The organism is Betaproteobacteria bacterium, assembly GCA_016720065.1.
Taxonomy (GTDB): domain Bacteria; phylum Pseudomonadota; class Gammaproteobacteria; order Burkholderiales; family Rhodocyclaceae; genus SSSZ01.
The window spans coordinates 222,913-237,057 of the sequence record JADJXY010000001.1 but is presented as its reverse complement, the minus strand read 5'-3'; the positions used below and the strand labels follow the sequence as shown (position 1 = coordinate 237,057).

15 protein-coding genes are annotated in these 14,145 nt (G+C 67.1%); 7 read left to right on the top strand and 8 right to left on the bottom strand.

Going from position 1 to position 14,145, the window contains the following annotated elements; translation table 11 throughout:
- Position 1: 1 nt before the first annotated feature.
- A complete protein-coding gene (locus IPM73_01155; GenBank protein MBK8916703.1) occupies positions 2 to 709 on the top strand; it encodes a DsbC family protein in 708 nt (235 codons plus the stop codon).
- 118 nt (positions 710 to 827) lie between these two features.
- Here the strand turns inward: IPM73_01155 and IPM73_01150 are convergent, their stop codons facing one another.
- A complete protein-coding gene (locus IPM73_01150) occupies positions 828 to 1,808 on the bottom strand; it encodes a patatin-like phospholipase family protein (protein ID MBK8916702.1) in 981 nt (326 codons plus the stop codon).
- A gap of 211 nt (positions 1,809 to 2,019) precedes the next feature.
- On the opposite strand from IPM73_01150, the gene IPM73_01145 reads away from it, so the two are divergent.
- On the top strand, positions 2,020 to 3,621 hold the full coding sequence (locus IPM73_01145; protein MBK8916701.1) for a fatty acid--CoA ligase: 1,602 nt from the start codon (positions 2,020 to 2,022) through the stop codon (positions 3,619 to 3,621).
- A gap of 91 nt (positions 3,622 to 3,712) precedes the next feature.
- On the opposite strand, the gene IPM73_01140 is transcribed toward IPM73_01145, so the two are convergent.
- Both IPM73_01140 and IPM73_01135 read right to left on the bottom strand, forming a co-directional pair.
- Entirely contained in the window at positions 3,713 to 4,915 is a 1,203-nt protein-coding gene (locus IPM73_01140) for an ammonium transporter (GenBank protein ID MBK8916700.1), read from the bottom strand.
- A 150-nt stretch (positions 4,916 to 5,065) separates the two neighbouring features.
- Positions 5,066 to 6,364 (bottom strand): murein transglycosylase A, encoded by a 1,299-nt coding sequence (locus IPM73_01135; GenBank protein MBK8916699.1) that lies wholly within the window; start codon positions 6,362 to 6,364, stop codon positions 5,066 to 5,068.
- 58 nt (positions 6,365 to 6,422) lie between these two features.
- Here IPM73_01135 and IPM73_01130 point away from each other — a divergent pair, with 58 nt between their 5' ends.
- Positions 6,423 to 7,301 carry an ATP-binding protein gene (locus IPM73_01130; protein ID MBK8916698.1) on the top strand — a complete coding sequence of 293 codons (879 nt, stop codon included), beginning with the start codon at positions 6,423 to 6,425 and terminating at the stop codon, positions 7,299 to 7,301.
- The gene (locus tag IPM73_01125) at positions 7,298 to 8,239 is read left to right on the top strand and encodes a Nudix family hydrolase (GenBank protein ID MBK8916697.1); all 942 of its coding nucleotides are present in this window, start codon (positions 7,298 to 7,300) and stop codon (positions 8,237 to 8,239) included. The genes IPM73_01130 and IPM73_01125 overlap by 4 nt, the downstream gene beginning before the upstream one ends.
- Before the next feature lie 37 nt (positions 8,240 to 8,276).
- Here the strand turns inward: IPM73_01125 and IPM73_01120 are convergent, their stop codons facing one another.
- From IPM73_01120 to IPM73_01100, 5 genes are all read right to left on the bottom strand, one after another.
- Positions 8,277 to 8,477 carry a DNA gyrase inhibitor YacG gene (locus tag IPM73_01120; protein ID MBK8916696.1) on the bottom strand — a complete coding sequence of 67 codons (201 nt, stop codon included), beginning with the start codon at positions 8,475 to 8,477 and terminating at the stop codon, positions 8,277 to 8,279.
- Between the two features lie 13 nt (positions 8,478 to 8,490).
- Positions 8,491 to 9,249: a cell division protein ZapD gene (zapD, locus tag IPM73_01115; protein MBK8916695.1), complete on the bottom strand. Its 759-nt coding sequence runs from the start codon at positions 9,247 to 9,249 to the stop codon at positions 8,491 to 8,493.
- Positions 9,250 to 9,312: 63 nt separating this feature from the next.
- A complete protein-coding gene (locus IPM73_01110) occupies positions 9,313 to 9,936 on the bottom strand; it encodes a dephospho-CoA kinase (GenBank protein MBK8916694.1) in 624 nt (207 codons plus the stop codon).
- Positions 9,933 to 10,646 carry an SPOR domain-containing protein gene (locus IPM73_01105; GenBank protein ID MBK8916693.1) on the bottom strand — a complete coding sequence of 238 codons (714 nt, stop codon included), beginning with the start codon at positions 10,644 to 10,646 and terminating at the stop codon, positions 9,933 to 9,935. The genes IPM73_01110 and IPM73_01105 overlap by 4 nt, the downstream gene beginning before the upstream one ends.
- A gap of 190 nt (positions 10,647 to 10,836) precedes the next feature.
- Positions 10,837 to 11,820: a diguanylate cyclase gene (locus IPM73_01100; protein MBK8916692.1), complete on the bottom strand. Its 984-nt coding sequence runs from the start codon at positions 11,818 to 11,820 to the stop codon at positions 10,837 to 10,839.
- A gap of 116 nt (positions 11,821 to 11,936) precedes the next feature.
- Here IPM73_01100 and IPM73_01095 point away from each other — a divergent pair, with 116 nt between their 5' ends.
- From IPM73_01095 to pqqA, 3 genes are all read left to right on the top strand, one after another.
- Positions 11,937 to 12,497 carry a DOMON-like domain-containing protein gene (locus IPM73_01095; protein ID MBK8916691.1) on the top strand — a complete coding sequence of 187 codons (561 nt, stop codon included), beginning with the start codon at positions 11,937 to 11,939 and terminating at the stop codon, positions 12,495 to 12,497.
- Positions 12,494 to 13,714 (top strand): DUF1343 domain-containing protein, encoded by a 1,221-nt coding sequence (locus tag IPM73_01090; GenBank protein ID MBK8916690.1) that lies wholly within the window; start codon positions 12,494 to 12,496, stop codon positions 13,712 to 13,714. The genes IPM73_01095 and IPM73_01090 overlap by 4 nt, the downstream gene beginning before the upstream one ends.
- Before the next feature lie 145 nt (positions 13,715 to 13,859).
- Complete coding sequence (pqqA, locus tag IPM73_01085; protein ID MBK8916689.1) at positions 13,860 to 13,934, top strand: pyrroloquinoline quinone precursor peptide PqqA; 75 nt, start codon at positions 13,860 to 13,862, stop codon at positions 13,932 to 13,934.
- Positions 13,935 to 14,145: the final 211 nt, after the last annotated feature.

The following is a 14,145-nucleotide window of genomic DNA, read 5'->3' as shown; positions in this document are numbered from 1 at the left end:
GATGTTCGCGAAGACGCTGATTCCCGCTGTGGCGGGCCTGATATTGGCCACCGCCGCAGGAGCCGACGAGGGCGAGGTGCGCAAGGCCATTGAAGCGCGACTCAAGTCCAAGGTTGAGAGCGTGACCAAGACCAGTTATCTGGGTTTGTACGAAGTCTATGTGGATGGTCACATCATCTATACGGACGACAAAGTCACCACCCTCATCGACGGCGTCCTGCTGGATGCCAAGACCGGCCAGAACATCACCGAGGAACGCATCCGCAAACTCACGGCAATCAAATTCTCCGATCTGCCCCTGGAACGAGCGATCAAGCAGGTGAAGGGGGACGGCAAGCGGGTTCTGGCGACCTTCGAGGACCCGAACTGCGGTTACTGCAAGCGTTTGGCGAAGGATCTTCAGAAGCTGGACAACGTGACCATCTATACCTTCCTTTACCCCATCCTCTCCGAGGATTCGGTCAAGAAATCCCGCCAGATCTGGTGCTCGCCTGACCGCGCCAAGGCGTGGAACGACTGGATGGTCGAGAGCAAGACCCCTCCCGGCAAGGATGATTGCGATGCCACCGCGATAACCCGCAATCAGGAATTCGGCAAGAAACTCAATATTTCCGGCACCCCGACACTGTTCTTTGGTGACGGCGAACGTGTCCCCGGCGCGGTGCCTCTGGCGCGCATCGAACAGAAGCTTTCGTCGCTGCCGCGCTGAGCGTCCGTGAATATTCCGGGCGCCCCCTTTTCACGCCCATCGGCGCCCGCGCGGGCGCGCCCGAATAATCCATAGGCTCCGCGGGGGCAACTACGGGGCGAACGGAATATTCGGGTGCTCAGCGCCGGGCCAGAAACTCCGCCCCGCTCCGGCGCCCTTCGTCCATCAACCGGGCGATGAAGGCCGAGCTGCGGTCGAGTTTGGAAGGGTAGTCGAGCTCCATTGCGAGCGTGATCGGGCGCACGGTGATGGGCTTGAAGCGGTCCGGCGGAAGCCAGCCTGCGTCGATCCAGGCATTGACCTGGGCAACGAAAAACAACTCCTGCGCCAGGGATAGATTTCCGGCCAGTTCGTTGCGCCGGTCCGCGATGTCCGCCACGGTACGCGGCTCTGCCTCGCGCCTCTCGGGATTGATCTGAACGAGCCAGATTTCGTCCGGCTTTTCCTCTACCGAAGCGCATCCGGAAATGAAGCCCCGCACCGGGGGATTCTGGGAAAAGAGACCATCCCAGTAAATGGCCTCCCCCATGCGCTTGGCGCGGAAGAGCTCGGGGATCGCCGCCGAAGCCAGGAGGGCATCCCGCCCCACCCGCAGCGCGGGTTCCGGCGCGCGGGAGCTGAACACCGTGAAGGCCCCGCTCAGAACCTCCACCGCCCCCACCAGGAGCGCTGGACCGGCAAGGCCATCCAGGCTGGCAAAGGGAATGTGCGCGTCGATGAGATCGGCCAGGACGGCCCTACCGAATTCGGGCAGGCTGTAGGGGCTGACCTCGGGCAGGGCAAGCCAGTCCCGGGAGCGTTGCAGCCAGACCAGTCCCAGGTTGGTCAGGAGATCCACCGGCGCCCGGGCGACCATGTCGTTCCAGAAGGATTCCAGGCGGCGCGCGCCATCGGCCGCATCGCCCCGCACCAGCCCGGCCCAGGCGAGGGCCGCGCAAAGGGCACCCCCGGAAGTTCCTGACAGGCCGGTAATGCGGTGCCGCGCGGGATCCACCCCGGTCAGCAGTGCCTGAAGGACTCCGGCGGTGAAGGCGGTATGACTGCCGCCGCCCTGGCAGGCGATGGCGACGGATAGGGGTTGGGCTTGAGCAGATGGCATGACAATTTCAAATGACGTTGTAAACCCATCAGTCTGCCACAAAGTTTGCGCGACCTCACCCTGGATAGATGACCGTACGGATGCATCCACACCCTGCGCGGCCGCGTAATATCCACAGACGACCGGGGCAGTTCCCGGACGCCCCGAACCCCCTCCATCGCTCCAAGCTTGCGCATTATCGGCATGCATCGGCGAACCCCAGGAGAGCGTGATGTCCGACACCGCCTATCCCTATCCCCTTCTCATCCGTCAGCTCCTGCACACCCCGTTGGCCACCACGCCGCAGCAGGAAATCGTCTACCGGGAGCGGCGCCACAGCTACCGGGAATTCGCGCAGCGTCTGGGCCGTCTGGCCAATGTCCTGGCCGGGTGCGGCGTCGGCGCCGGAACGACGGTTGCCGTCCTGGATTGGGACAGCCACCGCTATCAGGAAGCCTTTTTCGCCGTTCCCATGCTGGGAGCCGTCCTGCAAACGGTGAATGTCCGCCTGCCGGCGGACCAGGTGCTCTACACCCTCGACCACGCGGGCGCCGAGGTCATCCTGGTCCACGCCGATTTCGTCCCCCTCGTGGCGGGGTTGCGGGAGCGCCTCCCCCGGGTGAAGACCTTCATCCTGATCGAAGACGACGCGCCCGCGGACCCGGGTGCCCTACCCTTTGCCGGCGAATACGAGGCACTGCTCTCTGCTGCCCCGACCGACTACCCGTTTCCCGATTTCGACGAAAACACCCGGGCGACGACCTTCTACACCACGGGCACCACCGGGCTCCCCAAGGGCGTGCATTTCAGCCACCGCCAGATCGTGCTCCACACTCTGGCCGCCGCGCTCGCCTACACAGCCGCCCCTGTCGCCGGCCGCCTGCACCGGGGCGACGTATACCTGCCCCTGACGCCGATGTTCCACGTCCACGCCTGGGGGTTGCCATACATCGCCACCCTTCTCGGGCTCAAGCAGATCTATCCCGGGCGCTACCAGCCTGAAAACCTGCTGCGTCTGATCGCCGCCGAGGGGGTGACCTTCTCTCACTGTGTCCCGACGGTGCTGCAGATGCTTCTATCCAGCCCCGAGTCCGAGCACGTCGACCTCTCCCGCTGGAAAGTCGTCATTGGCGGTTCCGCCCTGCCCGGCGGCCTGACTGCCGCAGCTCTGGCCCGCGGCATCGACGTCTTCGCCGGTTACGGCATGTCGGAAACCGGCCCCCTGCTGACCCTGGCACGGGTTCCCGATGGAGACGGCGATACGCTCGCCGCCCGCAGTTGCACGGGCTATCCCGTCCCTCTGGTGGAACTGCGCACCGTAGACGCAGAGTTTGCCGACACCCCCCGGGACGGCAAAACCCCGGGCGAGATCGTCGCCCGTGCCCCCTGGCTCACCGCGAGCTACCGCGACAATGCGCAAGCCTCCCGGGAGCTCTGGGCCGGCGGCTACCTCCACACCGGCGACATCGGCACCCTCGACCCCGACGGCTGCCTGCGCATCACCGACCGGCTGAAAGACGTCATCAAGAGCGGCGGTGAATGGATTTCCTCCCTGGAAGTGGAGAGTCTCCTCTCCGCTCATCCCGCCGTCGCCGAGGCGGCCGTGATCGGCGTCCCCGATCCCCGCTGGGGCGAACGCCCCTACGCGCTCGTGGTCCTGCGGCAGGGCGGCAACGCAGACCCCGAGGATTTACGCCGCCTGGTACGCGAAGCCGCCGCAAACGGCAGCATTTCGCGCTACGCCGTCCCCGAACGCATCGATTTCGTCAGCGAACTGCCCCGCACCAGCGTCGGCAAGCTGGACAAGAAGCGTCTCAGGACGCAGACGGACTGAGCGCGCACGCCGACGAAGGATAGGCGCAGGCAGCAGGCTTCGCTGAAACTCCACGCCGGCCACCCTGGTCGGCGCGGAGCTCGGGTGCTCGCTACCAGTTGGCTTCCCGCTCGGGCGTGGCGGTGATCTTGTGGATCGACAGGTCCGCGCCTTCGAACTCCTCTTCCCTGTCGAGGCGCAGGCCGACGGCCGCCTTGAGACCGCCGTACACCAAACCACCGCCGATGAGGGCGATGGCGATGGCCAGCAGGGTCATCAGCAGTTGGGGCATGAAGGCCACGCCGCCCGTCCCGCCCAGGGCCTGGGCACCGAAGATGCCGGCAGCGATGCCGCCCCAGGCGCCGCAAAGGCCGTGCAGGGGCCATACGCCGAGCACATCGTCGATCTTCCAGCGGTTCTGGGTCAGGGTGAACATGACGACGAACAGGGCGCCGGCAACGCCGCCCACCGCCAGGGCGCCAATGGGATGCATGATGTCGGAACCGGCGCACACGGCGACCAGGCCGGCCAGGGGGCCGTTGTGGACGAAGCCCGGGTCGTTCTTGCCCAACACCAGGGCCGCCAGGGTACCCCCCGCCATGGCCATGAGGGAATTGAGCGCCACCAGGCCGGAAATCTTGTCCAAAGTCTGGGCACTCATGACGTTGAAGCCGAACCAGCCGACGGTGAGAATCCATGCCCCCAGGGCCAGGAAGGGAATGGATGAAGGCGGGTGGGCGGAAATGGCGCCGGTCTTGGAATAGCGCCCGTGGCGGGCCCCCAGGAGCAGCACGGCCGGCAGGGCGATCCAGCCGCCCATGGCATGGACGACCACGGAACCGGCGAAGTCGTGGAATTCGGCCCCGTAGGAAGCCTTCAGCCAGGCCTGGATGCCGTAACCCTGATTCCAGGCGATGCCTTCGAAAAAGGGGTAAACGAAGCCCACCAGCAGGAAGGTGGCCGCCAGTTGGGGATTGAAGCGCGCGCGCTCCGCGATGCCTCCGGAGATGATGGCGGGGATGGCCGCGGCAAAGGTCAGCAGAAAGAAGAACTTGGTCAGTTCGAAGCCGTTCTTGTCCAGCAGGGCTTCGGCACCGGAGAAGAAATTGACGCCGTAGGCCACGCTATAGCCGATGAAGAAGTAGGCCAGGGTGGAAACCGCAAAATCGCTCAGGATTTTGACCAGGGCATTGACCTGATTCTTTTTGCGCACGGTTCCGACTTCGAGAAAGGCGAAGCCGGCGTGCATGGCGAGCACCATGATGGCGCCCAGCAGGATGAAGAGGACGTTGCCTCCAGACTGAAATGCTTCCATGAAACCTCCCGATCAAAGAACCGGAAAGTGAAAGCAAGCACCATTCCAGTGCATCTATCCACCCAAAATCAAGGGCTTGCTACAGAACGGGGCGCCCGGTGCGCACTCATATAGTGCATGCGGCGCTCGTGCGCCATTTGCTGGTGCAATTTACCGCGGCGCAGCTTCCGGTGGCAGGAGCACCCACAGGCGGCCAGGCTGCCGCATGCGGCCGGCCTGCTCGCCGGCCTGTGCCCCGAATCCCCAGAAAAAATCCGCCCGCACGGCGCCCTTGATGGCACCGCCGGTATCCTGGGCCATCATCAGGCGATTGAGGAGGCGGCTCGAATTGGGCTGCGTGGTGGCCATAAAGACCGGCGCCCCCAGGGGAATCGTCCTGGGATCTACCGCCAGGCTGCGCTCGGCCGTGAGGGGAACCCCCAGGGATCCGGCCGGACCTTCCTGGCCGTTACCGCCCTCGCGGAAAAAGACGTAACTCGGATTGGCGTTGAGCAGTTCGGGCAGTTTGGCCGGGTTGGCCCGCCCCCAGGCCTGGATGCCCTGCATGGAGGCCTCTTCCAGACGCAGTTCGCCCCGCTCGACCAGGAGCCGGCCGATGGACTGGTAGGGATGACCGTTCTGATCGCCGTAGGCCAGGCGCACCAGGCTGCCATCAGGCAATTTGACGCGCCCGGAGCCCTGGACGTGGAGGAAGAAAAGTTCGACGGCATCATCGACCCACAACAGGGTGCGGGCGGGGAAGCGGCCTTCCTGGGCGGCAATTTCGCCGCGACTGTGATAGGGCACCAGCTTGTTGCCCTGGAGCCGGCCCCGCAGGCGCAAATGCTTCAATTCCGGGTAGAGCTCGCCCAGGTCCACGGTCACCAGGTCATCCGGCACCCCGTGCACCGGCTGGACATAACGCCCCCCCGGCGTACGGCTCCCCCGCAGCAGGGGTTCGTAATAGCCGGTAATGAGGCCACTGGCGTTGCCGTCCGCGCCGAAAACGGCATGGGGGCGCAGTTCAGCCTCGAAGAAGCGCCTTACGGCGGCCGCGTCCTTGCCATCCACTTCCCGGGCCAGATCGCAGACGCGCTTCCAGGCACTGCCCTGGGGACGGCTGGCGAGACCACGGCAGGATTGCAGGAAGGGCGGCCAGGCGGCCCGCAGGTCGTCTTCACGCCAGCCGGGAAGCTCGGACCAGGCGACGGGCTGGAGGGGTTTGGCCGGAGCGCTCGGGACGGCCGCCGGGCAGACGGGACAGGCAGGGCAAGGGACCGGAGCCGGGCAGGTCTGGGGGGGGGCTGCAGGAGCAGGCGTTGCGGGCGCGACTTCGGCCGTCGGCGCCCCCCCGGCCTGACTGCTCCAGGGCATCGAGCCCAGGCTGGCGCAACCCGCTAGCCCGAGCAGGGCCAGGACGCCTACATGGAGTTTTGCCGGGGACTTGGTTAGAGTGGCAGGCTTCTTCATCAAGCCGCGCAGTATACCGCCTCAATGATCCCGGAAACCTCCGTTGGACGAGCCCTCCATGATTGAGCCGAGGTCTGTCGAATCCTTGCTGGAGCGCCTCGAGTCCGTCCTGGCCCGCGCGGAAGCCCTGCTGCCCGCACCGCCTCCCCCATTGGACTGGACCGCGGGCCGCGCCTTCCGCTGGCGCCGCAGCGCAGGGCGATTCACCCTGCAGGCCGTGCGCGACCCCCACGCCATCCGCCTCGCCGACCTCACCGGCATAGACGAGCAGAAAGCCCGCGTCGTCGCCAACACCCGCCAGTTCCTGGCGCGCCGGCCGGCCAACAATGTGCTGCTCACCGGCGCCCGGGGTTCGGGCAAGTCGTCCCTGGTCAAGGCCGTGTTCAACGCCTTCGCCGACCGGGGATTGCGCCTCGTCGAGGTGGACAAGGACGATCTGATCGACCTGCCCGACCTGGTGGACCTGCTGGCCGGGCGCAAGGAACGCTTCATCGTCTTCTGCGACGACCTCTCCTTCGAGGCCGGAGAGACGGCCTACAAGGCACTGAAATCGGTCCTCGACGGCTCCGTGGCGGCGGCGCCGGAGAATGTGCTGCTCTACGCTACCTCCAACCGGCGGCACCTGATGCCCGAGTATTTTGCGGAAAACCTGGAAGCCCATCGCGTGGGAGACGAAATCCACCCCGGCGAAAGCACCGAGGAGAAAATTTCCCTTTCCGAGCGCTTCGGTCTCTGGGTTTCCTTCTACCCCTTCGACCAGGACCATTACCTGGCCATCGTCGCCCACTGGCTGCGCACCTACGGGGTGAGCGAAGCCCGTATTGCCGCCGCCGAGCGCGAGGCGCTGAACTGGGCGCTGGCCCGCGGTTCCCGCAGCGGCCGGGTAGCCTGGCAATTCGCCAAGGACTGGGCGGGCAGCCACCGCTCCCGGCGATGAATCCCCCGGTCGAGGTCGCTGCCGCCGTCATCCTGCGCAGCGGCGGTCGGGAATTTCTGCTGGCCCAGCGCCCGCCGGGCAAGGTCTATGCCGGCTACTGGGAATTTCCCGGCGGCAAGGTCGAAGCCGGCGAAAGCGTCCACGCCGCGCTGGTGCGGGAACTGCAGGAAGAACTGGGCATCGCCGTGCAGACCGCCACGCCCTGGCTCACCCGCCGTTTCGTCTATCCCCATGCGACGGTGCGCATCCATTTCTGGCGCGTCACCGCCTGGGAGGGAGAGATCGGCGTCACCGCCCCGGTGGAGCACAGCGCCGTCGCCTGGCTGAAACGCTGCGAGCCGATCCCGGTCGCGCCGGTGCTTCCGGCCAATGGCCCCATCCTCGATGCCCTGGCCCTGCCCACCGTCATGGGCATTACCCACTGCTCCGAAATCGGCGAGGACGGGGAACTGGCGCGCCTGGAGAGCGCCGCCAGCCGGGGCGTCGGCCTCATCCAGGTGCGCGAGAAATCCTTGCCCGAAGGCCCCCGCGCCTGGTTTGCCCAGAGCGTTGTGGAAATGGCCCGCAGCCGCGGCCTGGCCGTGGTCATCAACGACGATCCCACCCTGGCAGCGCGGCTACACGCAGGCTTGCACCTGCCGGCAGACCGCCTGCGCCGCACCTCGCAACGGCCGAATTTTCCCCTGGTCGGGGCTTCCTGCCACAACGGCGAAGAACTGCGGCAGGCAGCCGCGCTCGGCCTGGATTACGCGCTTCTCGGGCCGGTTCTGCCCACGCCCACCCATCCGGATCAGGCGGGCCTGGGCTGGGACGCCTTCACCGTGCTGGTGGCGCAAACCGAGATACCGGTGTTCGCCCTGGGGGGCCTTCGTCTTGAACATCTCGCCACGGCGCAGTCCCGGGGAGCCCACGGCATCGCCCTGATGCGCGGCTGGTAGGGCCCCGCCGCCCAAGGCTGGCAGGACAGAGCCGGTATCAGCCGCCGGCCCGTGCCGGGTTCTCGGGAGTGCCTTCGCCACCGGCATCCTCCTCGGCCACCGCGATGCGATAACTGTCGGAAGCCCAGCAGCCCAGATCGATGGCCTTGCAGCGCTCGCTACAAAAAGGGCGCCAGGGATTCTCCGGCCCCCACAGGGCTTCGTCCCCGCACTGGGGGCAACGGACCTTGCGCGTCATGGCAACCTGCGGCTCAAAGATTGCAGAAGGTCAGCTCGAAGTCCACGTCCCGGTCGCACATCTTGCTGCGCGCATCGCTGTTGGGCGGGTTGGTGAAACGGACGTTGAGGGCGTACTTGTTGGCGCTGACCTCGGGAACCGCGGCATCGACCTGAGCGACGGCGATACGCACCATCTGGGCCGCGCTGCCCCCCAGGTTGAGCTGAAATTGCCCGGCACCGGCGGTATAGGCCTTGGGCCGGCCGCTGGAGCGCAACAGCCGCAGCACGATCGCCAGCGCATCCCGCAGGGGCAACAGCGGGTTGGTCCAGGCGGCCAGGGTGTCCTGCCGCTGGGCGCCCGAGCGATGCAGCCACCAGTGGTAGGAAGGCAGGTCGAATTCGCACACGCCGCCGGGAATCGCCGCCCGGCTCTTGATGCCCATGAGCCACTCGTTCTCGCGCAGGTACTGCCCGATCTTGCCGGTCATGGCGAGCAGGGCAGCGGAGGACTGCTCGATTTCGTAGAGCGCCCCGGAAAGGGCTTCTTCAGAGATTTCCGGGTTATTGCGGTAGGCGAGCAGCGTTTGCCGCTGGCGTTCGAGCTCTTGAATGAGATCCATCTTGAGGTCGGCGCGGCCTGCCACTTCCAGGATTTCGAACAGGGTCACCAAGGCGACATGGTGTTCCTGCGCCCCATCCAATTGCGCAAAATAGAGGGTCTTGTCGAACAGGTCTTCCAGGCGCAGGAGGGTGCGAATGCGCTCGTTGAAGGGGTACTCGTAGGTGATCACGGGCTGGCGCCGTCCGACAAATTCGCGAAAATGCCTGAATTCTGAGCCATTTGCAGCAAAATCTCAACAGGCTGCTTGAAGTTTTGCGGCAGCCAATTCGAGGTATTTGCGGTGCAGCGGAGCGACTTTTTGGCCCAAGCGGTCCAGCGCACCGTCGTTGTGCAGCACCTCGGTGGCGACGGCCAGCCGCGCCTCACGGGTGGCCTGGGCCGCCATCACCGCCCGCACCTCGGCCTCCCCCAGGCCACTGCGTGCGCCAACCCGGGCGATACGCAGGGCATCGTCGCAATCGACCACCAGAACCCGGTCACAGGCATCCCGGTAGGCGCCAGTCTCCACCAGGAGCGGTACGGCGAGGATCACGTAGGGCGAAGCTGCCGCCCGGCAGCGGGCGAAGGCTGTCTGGCGGATCAGGGGGTGCAGGATGGATTCCAGACGCGCCCGCGCCGCGGGGTCGGCAAAGACCAGGGCGCGCATGGCGGCGCGATCGAGCCCGCCGTCCGGCCGCCGGATGGCCGACCCGAAGGCCTGCACGAGGGCCGCCATGGCTCCCCCCCCCGGAGCGGTGAGTTCGTGGGCAATGCCGTCCGTATCGACAACCGCCGCTCCCTCAGCCGCGAAACACGCAGCCACCGCCGTCTTGCCGCTGCCGATGCCGCCGGTGAGACCGACGATGAAGGCGCTCACGGACAGGCCTGGGATTTGAGTTCGGGGAGTTCCGCCGCGACCGTCGCCAACAAGGCCTCGCGGCTCTCGGCCGGGCCGATGGCGTCCAGACTGTGCTGGGCTTCCTTGCCGGAACGCGGGCCGTGTCGCGCGCTCTTGACGCCCTGCGCCCGCAGTTCGGCAAGCCGTCCCTGGGCGCCCGCCTCGGCGGAGAACACACCCAAGGAAATGGCCAGATGATTGGGCCCCTGCTCCTGGATGACGAAGTAGTCACTGACCCCCAGGCGCTTCAATTCGGCGGCCTTGCGGTCGGCGTCGGCCTTGCTCGGCTGGGGGGGAATGAAGACCCACCAGGTTCCACCATCAGGGACCAGTTGGCGCCGACTTTGCCGGAAGGCATCGAACTTTCCCGCCAGCAGGGCGGAAAGCCGGTCGGCCTCGACGGCAGCCATGCCGCTCCAGTGCAGACATATGGTGGCTGGTTCGGCCGCCCCGGCAGGCAGGGTCGGGGCTTCCGCGGGGGGGGCGGACGCCGCTTCGGGCACCGATCCGGGTGAAGAGGCCCCGCCTTCGACGGGAGCCACGCCGTGGGAGATCACCTTCACCTGCTCGGGCCGCACCTGCTGCTCGACGCGCAGGGCGTCGGGGTTTTCCGGGCGCCCGAAGTAGCCCTCCGTGTAGGCGAAGAAGAGCAGATTGGCGAGGACGAGGAGGAAAACGAGAATTCGCATCGGGGGAGCGCAGAAGCGGTGGAACGGCCTGGAACGGAGCACTCCGGGCGGCAAGGCGATAAGTTACCCGAAATGACGGCCGCGTCCAAGAAACCGCTTGTCCCGCCCCCGAAGGAGAAAGTCCCTTCTGGCGCTTTCCCTCGCCGCGGTACTGGAGCGCCGGGTCAGTGACCTTGCGTGCCGCATGGGCTCATCGGGCGGTCGAGCCTGCCTCCAGGCGGGGCTCGACCAAGGCGACGCGGTTGCGACCGGCCCGCTTGGCGGCGTAGAGCGCCGCGTCCGCCGCTTGCAGCAGATCGGCGGCACTGCCCCTGGCATCGGGGCGGGCGTTGGCGACCCCGAAGCTGCAGGTCACGAAGCCGGCCACCCCGCCCACATGGGGAATGCGCAGGGATTCCACCGAGTGGCGCATGCGCTCCGCGACCGCAGAGGCTCCCCCGGCGTCGTCCCCCGGCAGGACGGCGGCAAACTCTTCGCCGCCGTAGCGGGCCACCAGGTCCTCGATGCGGAAAAGGGAGTCGTGCAGGGCTCCGGCGACGGCCTCCAGGCAGCTGTCCCCCGCCTGGTGGCCGTAGTGGTCGTTGTACTGCTTGAAGAAATCGACGTCGCAGACGATGACCCCCACCGGCGTGTGCTGCCGCATGGCGCGCCGCCACTCGCTGGCCAGGACTTCGTCGAAGCGACGCCGGTTGGGAATGTGGGTGAGCCCGTCGACATAGCTCATCTCGGTGAGCAGGCGATGGGCATCGCGCAGGGCCTCGCGCATGGTGGCGATGCGCAGCATGGCCCGTACCTTGGCCATCAGGACGATTTCGGAAATGGGCTTGGTCAGGTAGTCGTCACCCCCCGCCATGATGCCCTGCGCCAGGGCCTCGTCGTCGGTCGCCGAAGACAGGAAGACGATGGGCGTCCAGGCCAGCAGATCGGCTTTTTCGCTGGATTTCTCCCGGGCCCGGATGCGCCGCGCCACCTCGAGGCCGTCCAGGTCGGGCAGGGCGGTGTCGAGCAGCACCAGGGCCGGTGCAAGTTCCTGGTAGCGGGCGAGGGCCTCCTGCGCGCTGCCCACGGCCACTGGGCGGGCATCGGGCAACTGGGCCAGACAGTCGCAGATCAGATCCCGGTTGAACGGGGAAGGCTCGACCACCAGGACCACGGGTATGTTGCATGCATTCATTGTTATTTTGACCCCCTCCGGGTGGCCCACAACCACGCTCAATCCCTGACGATGATCCCAAAGGCGGGCAAACAGGTAAAGTACCGCCTGCCCCGCCGAACCCGCCGTTCGATCCGATGTCCGCCCTGTTCAATCCGCTCCGCTGCCACCCCAGCCTCTCCTCCCCGCCCGCGGTGCGCGTCGAAGGCGCGGCCTCCTTCGACGACGCGGGCGATCTCGCGGTTGATTTCGAACTTTCGGGCGACCTGGCCGCCCTGCGGGTTCCGCCCCCCGGTCCTGCGCACCCTGCCGACGGCCTGTGGCAGCACACCTGCCTGGAGGTCTTCGCCGCAACGATGGACGGCGAGGCCTATCGCGAGTTCAACTTTTCTCCGTCCGGCTCCTGGGCCGCCTACGCCTTCACGCGCTATCGCGAGCGGCAACCGGACTTCGCGCCCGGCACCCCGCCGGCCCTCCTGGCCCTGCATGGCGAAGGGCGGCTGAGCCTGGGGGCCATCATCCCCGCCGCTGCCCTACCCCGGGAACGCCCACTCCGGCTCGGCCTCAGCGCGGTGCTGGAAAGCCGGAACGGCTCCCTCTCCTACTGGGCCCTCGCCCATCCGGCCCCGCAACCCGATTTCCATGACCACCGGGGCTTCGTCCTCGTCTGCCCCGACCCTGCACCGTCTGACCCATGACCCCAGCCCCCGCCTTCGGACTCGACCGCCTTCTCGCCGACCCCGCCCTGCGCCGCCCCCTGGCCGGCCGCCGGATCGCCCTTCTGGCCCACCCCGCCTCGGTCAGCGCCGACCTGACCCACGCCCTGGACGCCCTCGCCGCCTTGCCCGAGCTGCGTCTCAGCGCGGCCTTCGGCCCCCAGCACGGCTTGCGGGGGGACAAGCAGGACAACATGGTCGAGTCGCCGGATTTTCTCGACCCGCTGCTGGGCATCCCGGTCTTCAGCCTCTACGGCGAGGTGCGCCGCCCGACCCCCGCCATGATGGACAGCTTCGATGTGCTGCTGGTGGACCTCCAGGACCTGGGCTGCCGCATCTACACCTTCATCACCACCCTGCTCTACGTCCTGGAAGAAGCCGCCGCCCGGGGCAAGGCGGTGTGGGTGCTCGATCGCCCCAACCCGGCGGGCCGGCCGGTGGAAGGCCTCACCCTGCGCCCGGGCTGGGAGAGTTTCGTCGGCGCCGGCCCGCTCCCCATGCGCCACGGCCTCACCCTGGGGGAACTGGGCGCCTGGTTCATCGCCCGGGGTCGCCTCGACCTCGAATACCGGGTCATCCCCATGAGCGGCTGGCAGGCCGACCTGGCGCCCGGCTGGGGCTGGCCCCTGGGCGAACGTCCCTGGATCAACCCCAGCCCCAACGCCGCCAATCTCTTCATGGCCCGGGCGTATGCCGGGACGGTGATGCTGGAAGGCACGACCCTTTCCGAAGGGCGGGGCACCACGCGGCCCCTGGAACTCTTCGGCGCCCCCGATCTCGACGCCCGCGCCCTGGCGGCCGAGATGGTCCTCCTCGCCCCGGACTGGCTGGCCGGCTGCCGCCTGCGGCAGTGCTGGTTCGAGCCCACCTTCCACAAGCACGCCGGCAAGCTGTGCCATGGCCTGCAAATCCACGTCGAGGACGGCCGCTACGACCATGCCGCCTTCCGCCCCTGGCGCCTGATGGCCCTGGCCTTCAAGGCCCTGCGGCGCCTCTGCCCGGAGTACCCCCTGTGGCGTGACTTTCCCTACGAGTACGAGCGGGAACGTCTGGCCATCGACCTCATCAACGGCTCGCCCCTGCTGCGGGAATGGGTCGACGACCCGGGGGCCGAGCCCGGCGACCTGGACGCCCTGGCCCGGCCCGACGAAACCGCCTGGCGGGCCGAACGGCATCCCCACCTCCTGTACGCCTCATGAAAATCACGAGACGAACTCCCAGGATTCTTTGACGCACATCAAGCCGCCGCCGGGCACCATGGGAACCGTGTCGGGGCCTTCGCTCCGGTGCAATAAAGTCCGGAACCGCCGGTTCCGAATTGTGAAACCCAACAGGAGACTCATCATGGTCTGGCAAACTCCCGCAGCTTGCGACATGCGTTTCGGCTTTGAAATCACGATGTACATCGCCACTCGCTAAGAGCGTACTTGCACCCGCCGGCCCGTCCCTGACGGCCGGCGGGCCCAACCCGACGCGCAGCCCGCGAGCGCTTACGCAGGCTGCGAAGAGGGAATCTCCGGCAACGGGCGAAGCCGCCCGGAGAACAGATGACATCGGGACGTCGCGGTCGCAACCGGCCGGACGTCCCGATTTTCTTGGCCGCGGCCTTTTGCCCCGGCCCAGGTAAATA

Excerpts from the sequence above, each read along its gene's own strand:
- IPM73_01135 (MBK8916699.1), bottom strand. The coding sequence starts at position 6,364 with ATGAAGAAGCCTGCCACTCTAACCAAGTCCCCGGCAAAACTCCATGTA.
- IPM73_01105 (MBK8916693.1), bottom strand. The coding sequence starts at position 10,646 with ATGCGAATTCTCGTTTTCCTCCTCGTCCTCGCCAATCTGCTCTTCTTC.
- IPM73_01140 (MBK8916700.1), bottom strand. The coding sequence starts at position 4,915 with ATGGAAGCATTTCAGTCTGGAGGCAACGTCCTCTTCATCCTGCTGGGC.
- IPM73_01125 (MBK8916697.1), top strand. The coding sequence starts at position 7,298 with ATGAATCCCCCGGTCGAGGTCGCTGCCGCCGTCATCCTGCGCAGCGGC.
- IPM73_01090 (MBK8916690.1), top strand. The coding sequence starts at position 12,494 with ATGACCCCAGCCCCCGCCTTCGGACTCGACCGCCTTCTCGCCGACCCC.
- IPM73_01095 (MBK8916691.1), top strand. The coding sequence starts at position 11,937 with ATGTCCGCCCTGTTCAATCCGCTCCGCTGCCACCCCAGCCTCTCCTCC.
- IPM73_01150 (MBK8916702.1), bottom strand. The coding sequence starts at position 1,808 with ATGCCATCTGCTCAAGCCCAACCCCTATCCGTCGCCATCGCCTGCCAG.
- IPM73_01145 (MBK8916701.1), top strand. The coding sequence starts at position 2,020 with ATGTCCGACACCGCCTATCCCTATCCCCTTCTCATCCGTCAGCTCCTG.
- IPM73_01100 (MBK8916692.1), bottom strand. The coding sequence starts at position 11,820 with ATGAATGCATGCAACATACCCGTGGTCCTGGTGGTCGAGCCTTCCCCG.
- IPM73_01130 (MBK8916698.1), top strand. The coding sequence starts at position 6,423 with ATGATTGAGCCGAGGTCTGTCGAATCCTTGCTGGAGCGCCTCGAGTCC.
- IPM73_01120 (MBK8916696.1), bottom strand. The coding sequence starts at position 8,477 with ATGACGCGCAAGGTCCGTTGCCCCCAGTGCGGGGACGAAGCCCTGTGG.
- IPM73_01155 (MBK8916703.1), top strand. The coding sequence starts at position 2 with ATGTTCGCGAAGACGCTGATTCCCGCTGTGGCGGGCCTGATATTGGCC.